Annotated in this window: 11 protein-coding genes and 1 tRNA gene; 6 read left to right on the top strand and 6 right to left on the bottom strand. The window is 58.9% G+C overall.

Features of this window, described 5'->3' with window-relative positions:
- Window positions 1-164 precede the first annotated feature (164 nt).
- Genes BCF46_RS08210 through BCF46_RS08200 form a run of 3 tightly spaced genes read left to right on the top strand, consistent with a single transcriptional unit; the run spans window position 165 to window position 5,054 of the window.
- Entirely contained in the window at window positions 165-1,781 is a 1,617-nt protein-coding gene (locus tag BCF46_RS08210) for a hypothetical protein (RefSeq protein ID WP_170157888.1), read from the top strand.
- A 15-nt stretch (window positions 1,782-1,796) separates the two neighbouring features.
- Window positions 1,797-2,921 carry a phosphatase PAP2 family protein gene (locus BCF46_RS08205; RefSeq protein ID WP_121023213.1) on the top strand — a complete coding sequence of 375 codons (1,125 nt, stop codon included), beginning with the start codon at window positions 1,797-1,799 and terminating at the stop codon, window positions 2,919-2,921.
- A complete protein-coding gene (locus tag BCF46_RS08200) occupies window positions 2,922-5,054 on the top strand; it encodes a S8/S53 family peptidase (protein ID WP_147435976.1) in 2,133 nt (710 codons plus the stop codon). It abuts the gene before it with no gap.
- A gap of 155 nt (window positions 5,055-5,209) precedes the next feature.
- Here the strand turns inward: BCF46_RS08200 and BCF46_RS08195 are convergent, their stop codons facing one another.
- Entirely contained in the window at window positions 5,210-5,896 is a 687-nt protein-coding gene (locus BCF46_RS08195) for a M48 family metallopeptidase (protein ID WP_121023211.1), read from the bottom strand.
- A 177-nt stretch (window positions 5,897-6,073) separates the two neighbouring features.
- On the opposite strand from BCF46_RS08195, the gene BCF46_RS08190 reads away from it, so the two are divergent.
- Together BCF46_RS08190 and BCF46_RS08185 are read left to right on the top strand one after the other, a co-directional pair.
- Window positions 6,074-6,409, top strand: coding sequence for a TIGR02300 family protein (locus BCF46_RS08190; protein ID WP_121023210.1), 336 nt, complete (start codon window positions 6,074-6,076; stop codon window positions 6,407-6,409).
- Window positions 6,410-6,493: 84 nt separating this feature from the next.
- Window positions 6,494-6,569, top strand: a tRNA-Ala gene (locus BCF46_RS08185).
- A gap of 314 nt (window positions 6,570-6,883) precedes the next feature.
- On the opposite strand, the gene BCF46_RS08180 is transcribed toward BCF46_RS08185, so the two are convergent.
- Together BCF46_RS08180 and BCF46_RS08175 are read right to left on the bottom strand one after the other, a co-directional pair.
- Window positions 6,884-7,837, bottom strand: a complete 954-nt coding sequence (locus BCF46_RS08180; RefSeq protein ID WP_121023209.1) for a dihydrodipicolinate synthase family protein — start codon at window positions 7,835-7,837, stop codon at window positions 6,884-6,886.
- The gene (locus tag BCF46_RS08175) at window positions 7,834-9,954 is read right to left on the bottom strand and encodes a xanthine dehydrogenase family protein molybdopterin-binding subunit (RefSeq protein WP_121023208.1); all 2,121 of its coding nucleotides are present in this window, start codon (window positions 9,952-9,954) and stop codon (window positions 7,834-7,836) included. Before BCF46_RS08175 ends, BCF46_RS08180 begins: the two co-directional genes overlap by 4 nt.
- A gap of 127 nt (window positions 9,955-10,081) precedes the next feature.
- Between BCF46_RS08175 and BCF46_RS08170 the strand changes: the two genes are divergently transcribed.
- Window positions 10,082-10,864, top strand: coding sequence for an aspartate dehydrogenase (locus tag BCF46_RS08170; RefSeq protein WP_121023207.1), 783 nt, complete (start codon window positions 10,082-10,084; stop codon window positions 10,862-10,864).
- Here BCF46_RS08170 and BCF46_RS08165 read toward each other — a convergent pair.
- From BCF46_RS08165 to BCF46_RS08155, 3 genes are read right to left on the bottom strand one after another with little or no spacing between them, the layout of a single operon-like run.
- Window positions 10,861-11,907 (bottom strand): ABC transporter substrate-binding protein, encoded by a 1,047-nt coding sequence (locus BCF46_RS08165; RefSeq protein WP_121023206.1) that lies wholly within the window; start codon window positions 11,905-11,907, stop codon window positions 10,861-10,863. The genes BCF46_RS08170 and BCF46_RS08165 overlap by 4 nt on opposite strands.
- Complete coding sequence (locus BCF46_RS08160; RefSeq protein ID WP_121023205.1) at window positions 11,877-13,250, bottom strand: sensor histidine kinase; 1,374 nt, start codon at window positions 13,248-13,250, stop codon at window positions 11,877-11,879. The genes BCF46_RS08165 and BCF46_RS08160 overlap by 31 nt, the downstream gene beginning before the upstream one ends.
- Window positions 13,247-13,912: a response regulator transcription factor gene (locus tag BCF46_RS08155; RefSeq protein WP_121023302.1), complete on the bottom strand. Its 666-nt coding sequence runs from the start codon at window positions 13,910-13,912 to the stop codon at window positions 13,247-13,249. Before BCF46_RS08155 ends, BCF46_RS08160 begins: the two co-directional genes overlap by 4 nt.
- Window positions 13,913-13,985: the final 73 nt, after the last annotated feature.

The following is a 13,985-nucleotide window of genomic DNA, read 5'->3' as shown; positions in this document are numbered from 1 at the left end:
TGGCTCCGGTAAACGAACTGAGTAAGTGTCCCCACGCTATCAACGCATGAGACTTGCCACATGTGAAAAAAGTGTGAAGGTCTTGGTAACATTCGAATTAACTTGTTAGGCTTACCCTTAGGGAAGGCAGTGAGTTCATTGTGGCTAAAAAGTTAAACATATCATTGTTTGGTTCATGCGTCGTGCGCGTGGACGGCGCAGACGGCGTTGAGGTGAAGGGTGCCAAGCACAGGGCATTGTTTGCCCTGTTGGCGACCGCACCTCTTGGTCGTCGTACCCGGTCTTATCTGCAGCGTACGTTATGGGGGTCATCCTGCTATGATGGCGGGCGCCAGAACCTGCGTCGCGCCTTGTCCGATTTGCGCAGTCTTCTGGGTGAAGATTTCGATTATTTCATCAAATGTACCAACAGCGACGTTGAGTTGGATCTTTCCTTGATCAACTTTCTGGGTGCCCCAGGAACGGGAGCGTTTATGGAAGGTATCGGCATCCGCGACCGTGGTTTTGAGGAATGGGTCGCGTCGATGCGCGCGGATGATAGCCAGATCGCAGCGCTGTACCGAACCACGCCACGCACCGAGCTTGGACGTCCGTTGCCTCGCATCACCGCATTGCCATTTCAACGGGTCATGGGGGGAGAAAACTTACGTGTTCTTGGGGACTGGCTGGCGGAGGAAGTTTGCCGCTCCCTGTCGCGTTCAAACCTGCTTTCAGTTATTTCCCACCTGTCGAGCCGCGCGTTGGCGACCCGCACCACTGACACTCTGGATGTTCGCCGTGAGCTGGATGTCGACTACTTCGTGACCGGCTCAATTCGCGACATGGGTGGTCGGCTTGTTGTGGATATGGACTTCGTCGACGCGCGTGACGGTAACATTATGTGGACGCGTCAGATTGCTGGGCCAGAAGCGAAGTTTTGGGATGAAATAACTACGGGGCTGGATGGGGTGGTGCGTGCGATTGGCCGCACCATTGCGGATGAGGCGATTGCATATGTCAACGACAGACCTGTGCCGGAGCTTGAGGACCACCACCTTGTCATCGGGGGCGTGTCGCTGATGCACCGCCCGACATTCCGTGACTTTGCCAAGTCGCGCACATTGCTGGAAGAGGCCGTGTCACGCGCGCCGATGGTCGCCGAAACCCACGCATGGTTGGCCAAGTGGTATGTTCTGAGCGTGTTCAATGGCTGGACAACCGACAGAAACGGCGACACCCAGAAGGCGCTGGACGCGTCATCGCGGGCGCTGGATATTAACCCGGATAGTTCGTTTTCACTGGTGATCGACGGCTTTGCGCACAACAATCTAATGCAGCGCATGGACGTGGCCAGTCAACGCTATGACACGGCCATCGACATCAATCCCAATGAAAGTCTGTCATGGCTTTTGCGCGGTGCACTTCTGGCATTCCAGGACGAGGGAGTCGACGCTATCGCGGCGGCCGAGCAGGCGCGCAACCTTTCACCAATTGATCCGTTCGGATACTATTATGACAGCCTGTCCAGCACGGCCTATTTGGCGGCTGCGAACTACGGTCGCGCTCTGGAACTTGCAGATCGGTCGTTAGCATTCAACGACCGCCATCTATCCACCTTGCGTGCAAAAATCACAGCGCTGCATTTCTTGGATCGCGGGGAAGAGGCCCGTGTCGCTGCGGGTGAGCTGTTGCGTAGGGCACCGGCCTTTAATCTAGACACATACAAGAACGCCCATCCGGTCGCGAAAGCCGCATTGGGTCAAAAGGTCATTGCAGCACTAGAGGCTGCAGGAATTTCATAGAGAAGGTTTAGAGTAATGGCACGATATGGTGGCGTAGGCGGTGTTGGTGGTGTCGGTGGAGTGGGAGGTGTTGGCGGTGTCGGTGGCGTAGGCGGCGTCGGAGGTGTTGGCGGTACAGGCCTTGGCGATTTTCTGGGTGCCGGGGCGGTTGGCCCATATAACCCCGCTCTGACGGTGGGGCTGCAAACCGCCGCTGAAGGGATTGAGCATGTCGCGGGTGACGGCCCGGCTCCGGTTCCGACGCAATTGCCGGAAAACTCCACGGCCAACCTCGCCCGTTCGGCGGATTGGGTGCGCGGTTCTCTCTATCTAACCGATTTTGTCAAAGACGTTGGCAGCACCGTCGTTGGCAGTCAGGTGTCGCTCAGCTTTGAGGGGCACAACCTTGTTTCCATCAATCGCCCCTCGGCGGATTTGATGGCGGAGCAGGCCAAATTTGTACGCGAATATTCCGACCTCAGAGCAGATCGCGCGGCCGAGATCACCAGCCAGTTGGGCTTCCCGACCGAATATTTCGCAATGATTCTCGCGCTGCATCCGGCCCATAATCGCTATACGCTTGAACTGATTACGGTCACGCAACTGATGTGCGCGCATATGGCGATGATGGCCAAGTACGCGCTGGCAATCCGGCGTCCCGATCAGGTGGACACCCGCATCATGCCGATGATCGCGACCCCCGGGCATGGCAGTTTTCCGTCGGCGCATGCGACCGAGGCTTACGGCGTTTCTACCGTGATGCTGGGGTTGATGGACGCATGGCAAAGCTTCGCAGACAACCCGGACCGCCGCGCGTTGCTCAAGCAACTTGCCAACCGTATTGCGGTCAACCGCACGGTTGCCGGCGTGCATTACCCAATGGACAGCTGGGCAGGGGCGTCGCTGGGCCAAGCCATAGGCGGGGCCATTTTGGGTCGCTGTGGGGCAGCCCAAAGTGCCAAATCGATCACCTACACGCCCAACAACACTGACTTCTTTGGTCACGAATTCGATGCGCTAGTTGCAGGTGATCCCGTCAGCACTGATTACGGCGTTCAGATCGGGGCAAATGTCCAGTCATCGCAATCGGATATGTTCCATTGGTTGTGGCACAAAGCGCTGAAAGAGGCTCATACTGGCGATGACGGGGCGATGGTCTAAATGGCGCAGCGTGTAAGGCAGTATACCGGACCTTACGAGCGTTGGGTCTTTGGTAAAAACTTGGGCCGACCGTTCAGTTTTCCAGCAATCCGTAACTGGAGTTCGCGCTATTTTGCGGCGCTGATGGACAGCCCCGTAGCGCTGCCGGATGTTTCCAAGGTGAAATTCCGCGCCGAGCCGGGCGCAGAAGTCGAGCGTGTTAATGTGCGCTATCCACCTCTTTGGAACAACGGGCAGGGGCTGAGCGTCCGCCCCTTCTGTTTCTACGATCCCATTGCCGAAGAGGAGCCTGCGTCCACAAGTATCGAAGATTGGATCGACATGCTTCTTGAGCTGTTTGACCAATACACCAATGGCCTAGACGAAAGCACTGGCAAGCCGAGGCGGGCCCGCTACCGCGTTAATTTTCCAATCAATCCATTGTCTTGGACGCAGGACTACGATCCAACGCGCTCGGTGGACGAGTTCGTTCCACAAGCTGCGGCTCCGAAGGCGATCGTTGCGGTAATCGACGATGGCATCCCATTCGCCAACCGTACCTATCTGAACGATGCGGGCAAAACCCGCATCAGCCATTGCTGGCTGCAAGCCGCACGCAGCACAGGACCCGGTGCTGTGCCGTTCGGGCGCGAGTTGAGCAACGGACAGATCGACGCCTTACGCGCTGAACATGGCCGTGACGAGAAGGCGATCTACTACGCCGCGGGCGCTATCGACGCGGACCTGCCGGAGATGGGCAACTACCTTTTGCGAGAAACCACCCACGGTGCGCATATTATGTCGACGGCAGCGGGGAAAATTCTTGGAAAGGCCCAAGAGCCATCTCAAGATGACATCGAAATTATCGCCGTCCAACTGCCCAACACAATTGCTTGGGACACGTCGGGGTTCGGCAAGGAGATGTATATGCTCTCGGCCCTTCATTACGTGTTCGAGCGCGCAAAGCGCATAGCAGAAGAGCACGGAGTGGACGAGCTGCCCTTGGTGGTCAACTTCTCCTATGGCTGGTCTGCCGGGCGCCATGACGGGCAGTCCGAGATGGATACCGCTATTCAGGAGCTGCTCGAGTCCCGCCGCGCGCTGGCACCGACCTATCTGGTCATGCCCAGCGGCAATACCTATCTCGACAAGATGCATGCGAATTTCCAAGAGAGCAAATTCGTGGACGATGAAATCAGCATCGGCTGGCAGGTGCAGCCCGACGACCGCACCTCCAGCTATGTAGAAATGTGGCTGCCTGAAGATCTGGATCCAGAGGGCTACACATTCGAGGTTACCCCGCCACGCGGCGTCGTATTTGACGCTGCGCCTTCCCTGGCTTTGCGGGGTGCCCCGCGCTTCCCCCGTGGAGATCCGCGAAATTTCGTGAATCTTCGCGTGGGTGGTGCGGTGGTGGGACAAATGTCCGTTGATAAAAATCGCGGAACAAGGTGGCGAGCGATGGTTGCCTTGGCCCCCAGCATGCCCCTCAAGATGCCCGACGACGATCCGGCGCGTTGGGCTCCGTCGGGCCGGTGGACGCTTACGTTGAAGCGCAAACCGACATCACCCTGCCTGCCGGAGGGCGGCTACGTTAATATCTGGGCACAACGCGACGATGATCCGTCAGAGCTTAGAACCGGGGGACGCCAAAGCTATCTGGTGGAGTTGGACAAAGCTCCGACCCAAAAGCCCGCTTTGCCTGAATACAAACAACCCCTGAGCTTGGTGCGCGGATTTGGCAGCATGAACGGCGTTGCCAACGCAGCATGGGTCACGCGCGTCGGTGGGTATGTGCAAAGCACGGACCATCCGGCCTCATATTCCTCGGCAGGCGGTTTGCTGAATACCGACGGCGCAGTACCCACAACATGGGGCCAACATGTGGATATGTGTGCCGTTGCGGATCGCAGCCCGGTTCTTCCGGGAACAGTGGCGCAAGGGGTCTATTCGGGAGCGCGGTCGATTTTGATCGGAACGAGTGGCGCCGCGCCACAAGTGGCCCGGTCTATAGTGCGAGCGCTTGCGGATGGCGTGGACCCGATGTCTGGCATGACCCCACAAGTTTACGACTACGATAACCCAATTAAGAATGTGCAGCTCAAGGCACGTTTGGGCGACTACAAGACGCCGCCACTATGGGCGGGCGGGTAACGGTGACCGGCCAGCTCTGGCCTTTCATCAATTGGATCATGCGTGCCATTTTGCACGCGTGAGGGAAGAGCGTCTGGGGTCGATTACCCAGTAAGCGACAGCTTTTGGCGAGGTTGCGCGCGTATTCTAGTGCGGTCTCAGGCGTTCCTTTTTCCTTAAAAATGATAGCGATGCAGCGCGCCGCCCTCGTTGCGCAGCCATTTGCGTGGGGCCTGATAGTCCGGCATCAGTCGTGCCACCTCATCCCAGAACGCTGCGCTGTGGTTCATCTCGGCCAAGTGCGCTACCTCATGGGCGGCCACGTAATCCAGCACCTGCGCAGGGGCCAAAATCAGGCGCCAAGAATACATCAGGTTTCCCTCTGACGTGCATGATCCCCAGCGGGAGCGTGTATCGCGCAGGCTGATCTTGCCAAACGGACGACCCAACTGTGTCGAGTAGCGCGCGCTGGCTTCGGCCAGACGATCACGCGCCAGTGTTTTGAGGAAGGCTCGCACTCGCGCGCCGGCTTGGTCATCACCCGGTGGGATCAGAATATGGTCGTCCATTAGCCTAACAGCCCGCGTTCGGGTCTCGGCGATCAGGCGCGGATGTCCCTCGACGGGAATCACAGCGCCGGGCGCGATAGCCGTGGCATCCGGCTGGCGATCCAGATGGTTGCGAATCCAGTCCTCCTTGGAGCGCAGGAACGCTTGCGCCTCACGAAGTGACGCACGATGGGGCATTGTCAGAGACACGCGCCCATCCACGCCAGACACCCGCAACGAAAGCCGTCTTGCCCTTGCTGAATGCTTCAACGTCACGTCAATCGGGGGCTCCCCCAGCTGAATTGTCCCTGCCATTGCTTGTGTGCCTGCATTTTGCTGCTTATGTCGGAACGTAGCGCGGCCAATAGGTCATGGGAAGCGTCAATGGCGGGAAAGCCTTTGACACGCCTTTCCCCATGTGGCAACTGGCTGCAATTCAGATATTCAACTGCATGTGCGCTCTAACTGCTGCACCGACGAAAGAGGACGATTATGCCCAAGGAAGAATGGGGCGTTAAACGCGTTTGCCCAAGCTGCCAGGTTCGTTTCTACGACCTGCAAAAAGATCCACTGACTTGCCCGTCGTGCGAGCACGAATTTTCGCTCGAGAGTCTGACTGGCAACAAGTCACGCACGATGCAGGCTGACAAGCCTGACGCGCAAAACAAAGACAACGACAAGGACGATGCCGATGAGGTCGTCCTCGAGGATGATGAGGACGAAGTAGACGCCGATCTGGGCGACGACGTTCTGGAAGATGACGATGACGACGACACTGTCAGCCTGGATGAGCTGGCAGACGTGGCCGCCGACGACGACGACAGCTAATTAGTAGGGCGCGGTTGGATTTTTCACTTGAACTGATCCCCGCGCCCTTCTAGACACCACCTCGCAACCGCAAGGTTGCAGTTTGGGGCCTTAGCTCAGCTGGGAGAGCGCCTGCATGGCATGCAGGAGGTCAGCGGTTCGATCCCGCTAGGCTCCACCAAACTTTCTTTAGTCGAAAACATAGAGAAGAAATTGATGGTTTTGCCACGCGCGTGAGGCACGTCATTCATCTTGACGCTGACTTATTCCATTTACGATATTGAATAACCTACATCAGCACGCCCGTGCCAAAGCATTCAAAAATGCCAAACGAACTGCCGTTTAGCTCTCATTGAAGACACGTCACTCTAAGATCGCGGAGCAAGTTATTCGACGCCGTGGTGTCCGGTTTCAGTTTAAGGAAAATATGAGACTGACATTCGTGCTTTGAAGGTGAGCTGGAACGCTATCGGCCAGCGTGGAACTTTTTGTGCCTCACAATTTTAACCCGCAGGCCTCAAAGGCTTCTCGCGTGCGCGCCTTCTCGGTCTCAGTTAATTGCAACAAAGGCGACCGTACCGGCCCGCCCACCTGACCCAGCAATTCCTGCCAGTATTTGCCATGTGCCTGCGGTTTTCCGCCTGGCTTGGTGCGTTTGATGGCGTCGCGTACCGGATCAAGGCTGTCACGCACTTTGCGCGCCTCCGCAAATTTCCCCGCAAAGGCTAACCGGGTGTATTCGTTCATCCGCTGGTCCGCCTTGGATTGCAGTTGGTAGGGCGGGGAGGAGCACAGGTAGAGCTTCCAGCCCAATTCCTCGATATTGTCCAGCCACTCGCCTTCCGCGGCCGTCGAGACGTGGATTTTGTCGCCGACCATATGCGTCAGCTTCACATACATCTTGCGCGGGACGGAGTATTTGATCGCCACGATATTGGGCAACTCCGCTATGCGCGCGCATAGCTCGGGGCTCATCAAATAGCCGCTGTCGGGGTGGGACCACATGGCGATGCCGATATCCACGCGGTCACAAAGTTCCTTGTAGTAGTTGAACACCGTGTCGTCCTGATCGGTAACGAAATGCAAGATCGGCGCATGGACCACCACGTAATCCGCGCCGCAGTCTTGGGCGTGCTTGGCCAGCTCCACTACCGTATCGAAATTCTGGTCAGACGCGGACATGATCGTCGCGGCCTTGCCGTCGCATTCCTCGACCGCGATCTCGAAATTGCGTTTGCGTTCTTCCAGCGACATGGAGAAGAATTCCCCCTGTTTGCCAGCAATAAACAGCCCCTGAATATCCAGATCATCCACCCAATGGCGGATGTTCGAGCGCAACCCGTCCTCGTTGAACGACCTGTCCTCATGGAAAGGGTTCAACGCCGCCGCCCATATCCCACGCATGTGTTCTCGGGCGTAATCTTTGGCGTCGAGCTTGCTGTAGTTCATCGGGGGGGCTCCTGTTCGGCGGCGGCAATTGCGTGCCAGAGTTTAGACGGCGTGAGCGGCATGTCCATGTCTTCGATCCCCAGAGGCGACAGCGCGTCCAGCACAGCATTCAGGATCGCAGGCGGCGCGCCAATTGTGCCCGCTTCACCCACGCCCTTGGCACCAAGCGCATTCAGCGGGCTAGGGGTTTCGGTGGTATGTATGCCCAATGCAGGAATATCAGCGGCGCGCGGCATGGTGTAGTCCATGAATGATCCTGTCAGCAGCTGACCGTCTTCGTCATAGACCACTTGCTCCATCAACGCCTCGCCTACCCCCTGCGCAAATCCACCCCTGATCTGGCCGTGGACTTGTGCGGGGTTGATGATCCGCCCCGCATCGTCGACGCAGGTGCTGCGCCCCAGCGTGATGACGCCCGTGTCGCGATCAATTTCCAACGTGATCATGTAGCAGCCATAGCCCCACGCTTGTCCGTCGTTCTCATAGCGGCAAGACGCTGTGATAGGCAGGGCCTCGCCCGCGTCTTGTCGCATGCGCGCCTCCTCACAGGCACGCATCACCGCGCTGCCACCGATGGCCGTACTGCGAGATGCCAGCGCCCCGATGCCAGCGGGACAGGTCGCAGTATCTCCGCAACGCACGTCGATATTAGCCAACTCCATCCCCAGCACATCCGCCGCGATCTGGGCCAGCGCGGTTTCCCGCCCGTGTCCTTGGCTGGAGCTCCCGCTGGCAACCTCGACCTTGCCGTCCACGTGCATCGTCACATCGGCAGTCTCCCAGCCGTTGCCGGACGGTTCCAAATAGAATGCCACGCCCACGCCTGCTAACACACCGTCCGCTCTGCGGGCCTCGCGCGTCCTCAAGGCCGCATCATAGTCCCCATGCTCTCGAAGTAACTCCAACGCATGGGCATAATCTCCCGAGTCCAGAAGATTACCCGTCGCGGTTGCCATCGGGAGGGCGCTTGTTGGGATCAAATTGCGCTGGCGTAGCTCCAAAGGATCAACCTCCAAGGCGCGCGCGGCTTTATCCACCAACCGCTCCATCAAGCAATTGGCCTCCGGTCGTCCAGCTCCGCGATAGATGCCCGTGGGGCCAAGATTCTGCGCGATGGCTTGCGTCTCGATCTCCACGGTTGGCACCAAATATCCACTGGGCAATACCCGCGCGGCGTTCCACGCCGTGATCAATCCGCTATTGGGCAGCCACCGCCCGACAGGGGCTTGCGTGTTGGCCTCTAACGCTAAGAAGTCGCCATCTTTCGACAGTGCTAATCGCCCAAAACTGGCCACACCTCGCCCGTGCGTGGCCGACAGAAAATCCTCTGACCTCGATGCAATCCACCGCGTGCTGCGTTTGTGTTCGAACGCGGCCCATACGGTGAACACCTCCTCGGGATAGAGCGACGCTTTCATCCCAAACGCCCCGCCAACACAGTCCGCAATGACGCGGATACGTTCTGGTGAGATGCTCAAAATCGACGCCAGCTCAGTGCGCGTCCGATGCGGCGTCTGCGTGGAGTGCCAAATGGTCACGCAGCCTGTCTCAGGCTCATAACGTACTGCAATCCCGCGCGGCTCCATAGGCGACGGGGCAAGGCGCGGGTGCTGCAACTGGCACTCCACAATGATGTCGGCATCGGCAAAAACACCAGTAGCGTCACCGGTGCTCCAGACCTGCTTTGCCACAGTCTTGGGTACGGGCGGCTGGCCGCTGTCGTCAATATCCAGAACGATCGACTCGCAGCCGTCTAACGCTTGAGACGCGCCGGACGCCAAAACTGCGGCAACCGGTTGGCCAACCGCCTGCACCTCCCCTTGGGCAAGGATCGGGTAGGGCATGGAGGCGAGTATTTCGATCACCGGATTGACGGATAACTTGCCCAAGGCCGCCACGTCCGCGCCGGTATGCGCCGCAACAACACCGTCGATGCCCAATGCCTCGGATATGTCCAACTCGGTAATGCTCCCGAACGCCACCGGACTGCGAACGAACGCTATGTCCAGCCCATCCGGCAACGCGACGTCCGCCACATAAGTCCGCTTGCCTTTCAGCGCGCTGTCAGCGCGTCGGTCTTGCTGGGGGCGACCGATATAGGTGGGGCGGGATGGCATGAAACGTGGGTGTCCTGAATGATTAGCTCACGGCATTTCACCATGTCTGACCCGACCTGCCAAACAGAAACTGGCGGCGCGGCGACTGGCCCGCTATCGTGAGCGAAATAAACAAATGGGGACTGTCATGAGCATAGCAATTTTGGGCACGGGAGCGATCGGCAACTACGTGAGGGCGCACACCGACGGCCAGATCACCACAATCCTGACACGCCCCGCACGGCTGACGGAGGTACAGGCCGAGACGGGGTTGGCTTGTGTCGGTTCTGCCCAAGACTTGCCCGATGGCACAACCTTGCTGATCGACTGTTCGGGGCATGCCGGATTGGCAGAACACGGCCCGACCGCACTGGCGCGGGGTATAGACGTTCTGACTGTGTCGATTGGCGCATTGGCCGACGACGACATTGCCAAAAAGCTAACAGATGCGGCTGCACAGGGCGGTAGCAAACTGCATTTAGCAAACGGCGCGATCGGGGCGCTCGATGCCCTGCGCGGCGCGCGCGTAGGTGAACTGGAACGCGTGACCTACACCGGCCGTAAGCCACCCGAAGGCTGGCGCGGCTCTCCGGCGGAGGAGGTCGTGGATCTGTCCAATCCGTTGACCGAGGCCGTCGCGCATTTCACCGGTTCCGCGCGGCAGGCGGCGTTGCAGTATCCCAAAAACGCCAACGTGGCAGCGGCGGTGGCCTTGGCTGGGGTTGGTTTGGACGACACCAGTGTGTCGCTGATTGCGGACCCCGAGGCAAAAGGGAACACGCATGAGATTACCGCCCAAGGCGCATTCGGAGAGTTGACCTTTACGATCACCGGTAAGGGCCTGCCCACGAACCCGCGCAGCTCGGCGCTTGCAGCAATGAGCGTGGTGGCGGCGGTGCGCGAACGGTCTTCAACGATCCGCTTCGCCTAGGGCGTTTCCTGCACGATCGAGTTCTCCCAGCTGCGCAGGAATTTGCTTTCTTTCAACTGATCAAGGAACACCAGTAATCCCGGACCGAACCGGATCGGACGCAGCGCGGGGTTATCTTGCAGCGCGGTGGCATCCACAGGCGGCAGGCCCGACGCCGCCACCAGATCGGGCCGCGTTCGCAATGCGGTCAAGAAATCGACCATCGCCTGCGCGTCGTCCACATTCGTAGCATTTGAGGGGATCAGTACCGTGCGCAGCATGACGTTGACGAAGTCGGTCAGCTCGACAATCTGGAAACCGTCTGTCGTCGCCAGTTCCGACGCGGCGTAGCTGCCCAGCACGTTATAGGCCAGTGCCAGCTTGCCGGAGGCCACATCTGCGATCATCTCGCCAGAACAGCAGTAGAGCTGTGCATCAAGGCGACCCATGACCTCCATCAGGCGCCAGAAGGTCTCGGAGGTGCGGCTGTCTTGGGTGGCCATCAAATACCCGAAGCCCGACCGCCGTACGTCGTAGGTGCCGATGCGCCCGCGGAATTTCTCGGGGTTTGCGCGCAGCAAGGCGATCAATGCATCGCGGGTTTGCGGGGCCGCGCCTTGGCTGAAATAGGTGTCGGAAACCACCATCACGGCTGGTTCCTGTGTGAAGGCGAACAGTTGGTCACGCCAAATGGCCCAATCAGGCAAACTGGCCGCGTTTGTCGGTAAATAGCTCCGCGCGAACCCGTCATTGGCAAGTTTGGTCTGCAAATCCATCGCCGAGGATATCGCAAGATCAAACGCCGCATTTTCTTCGTAGATGGCTTTCATCAAGTCAGTGGTGCCGGTGATTGTGTAGTCGACCGAGATGCCCGGATTGGCCTGCTGAAATGCAAAGATGATGGGTTCGAACACCGCGCGGTCTGCGGTGGAGATGATGCGCAGTACCGAACTCTCGGATGCCGCATTATAGATTTGGCGATCCTCAATTTCGAAGCCAGACGCGGCTCCCGCCCACATCGACAGCGCGGTGATCAGACGTAGGGCAAAATAAGCGACACGCATGCGCCTTGTCCTTCCTTGTTATGGGACAATTCCAGTCGCCCGCCATGGGCGCGGGCCACTTCGTCCGCGATGGTCAGCCCAAGGCCGGACCCCACAACATCCCCCACATTTGCCCCGCGCGCGTAGCGTGTGGTGAGGCTTTCAAAATCCATATCCCCAAAGCCGCGTCCCTGGTCTGTGATGGACAGATGCAGGGCCGAATTGACTTCGATGCGCACGGTGATGTCGCTGTCCTCAGGGGAATACTTTATCGCATTGTCCAGAATGTTGTGCAGCGCCGCCTGTAACATGATGCCGTCACCTTTGAAGGGCACGGGACCGTCGGGCAACTTGCGCAGCAGGGCGATATCCTTCAGGTCCGCTGTAGGGGCGAGGCGGTCGCAGGTTTCGGTAATCAACGCGGCCAAATCTAGCGGATCCAGCGCCAGACTGTCCGCGCGAAAAGTAACCATCGCGTGATCCAGAATTTGCCCCGCAGATCGCGAGCTTTCGTCAATCGCGCGGATCATGTCACGGATCGCTTGTTTGTGCTCCGGCTTATTGAGCTTGCGGTGGGTGACTTCTGCTTGCGTGCGCACGGTGGCCAGCGGCGTGCGTACGCGGTGGGCGGCCTCGGTGATTAAATCTTCCGTGCGTGTCAGGGACGACCGTAGTCGCGCCATGAAGGAATTGAGTGCGCCCACCAAAGGTGCCAATTCTGCAGGGGTATCCTCGGTCACCGGTCGCAGGTCGGAAGGTCCACGCCGCGTCACGGCGCCCGTCATCCGGCTCAGCGGGCGCAAGGCGGAGGTTGCAGCAAGCAGCGATAGCGTGGTGGCCAGCAGGAAGAACAGCAAACCAACCCCCGTGGCCGTGACCGTGATGCGTTGCGTAATCGCCGCGAGGCCAGAGCGCGTTTGTGCGACTGTAACCACCACTTTTGATCCCGTGGCGGAGTTGCTGACGCGGCGCAGAATGGACGTAAGACGCACCTCGTCGCCGCGATAAATTTCTGTCGAAAAGGCGGGGGTATCAAGGCGGGTCGGTGCGTTGGTGACAGGCAGGTCCGCGTATCCCGTCAAGGTCTCATTGTTGACCGTCACGCGATAGAACACGCGATCTTCGTTGATCGTACCCAGCATAGACAGGGCGGAGTAGGGCAGCTCCAACGTGACTTCTCCCTGCTCGGAGCTGAGGCTGTCCGCGATGGCCGTTGCAGAGGCCGCGAGAATATCGTCCTGCGTTCCCTCTGCGGCCTGCGAGGCGACCCCGCGCACCACCAGAACGAAGGCCAGCGATAACACCGCGGCCACGGCGGCGAGCTGGTAAAACAGACGTTTGCGAATGGAGGTGGGCTGCCTCATGCGGCGATCATGCGGTAGCCAAGGCCGCGTACAGTTTCGATGCGCGCGCCAGAGCCTTCGAGCCGTTTGCGCAGCCGTGCAACATAGACCTCGATGGCGTTTTCCGATGCCTCATCCGAGAAGGAAAACATCCGGTCAATCAGGTGGGATTTGGAAAAGACCTGACCGGGGGCCGCGAAAAATACTTCCAGCAAGCGCAGCTCCCGGTTGCGCAAGTTGGTGGAAGAATCACCGAACTGCAACTCGCCGGTGGTCAGGTTCAAAATCGTCCCCTCAAACGTTTTTTGGTTATCGGCAGCCCCCCCCTGGCGGCGCAACACGGCGCGACAGCGGGCCTCAAGCTCTGCAAAATCGAAAGGCTTGGTAATATAATCGTCCGCGCCTAAATCCAGCAAGGAGATGCGATCAGACACGGCTGACCGCGCGGTGATCACGATCACCGGTGTGCGTTTTTCGGCGCGGCGCTGGCGTTGCAAAAAGTCACGCCCATCCCCGTCAGGCAGCATAATGTCCAGTAATATCAAGTCGTAATCAGCGACATCCATGCACGCAGTCGCAGCGTCCAGTCGGTCAGCGTGATCCACGGCATGGCCGTCCAGCTGCAACCGCTCCACCACGGCACCGGCAAGCTTCAGGTTATCCTCGATCAGCAGATAGCGCATGGGGTTGATGCCTTTTGGGCGGCGTGACAGGTTCGTGTCAGGTTTCAGCGTTTGTCTGGGACCATGTGCGGGG

It is taken from the genome of Litoreibacter meonggei (assembly GCF_003663885.1).
Classification (GTDB): domain Bacteria; phylum Pseudomonadota; class Alphaproteobacteria; order Rhodobacterales; family Rhodobacteraceae; genus Litoreibacter; species Litoreibacter meonggei.
Note: the sequence above shows the minus strand (reverse complement) of the source record. Positions and strands in the feature narration are given on the sequence as shown.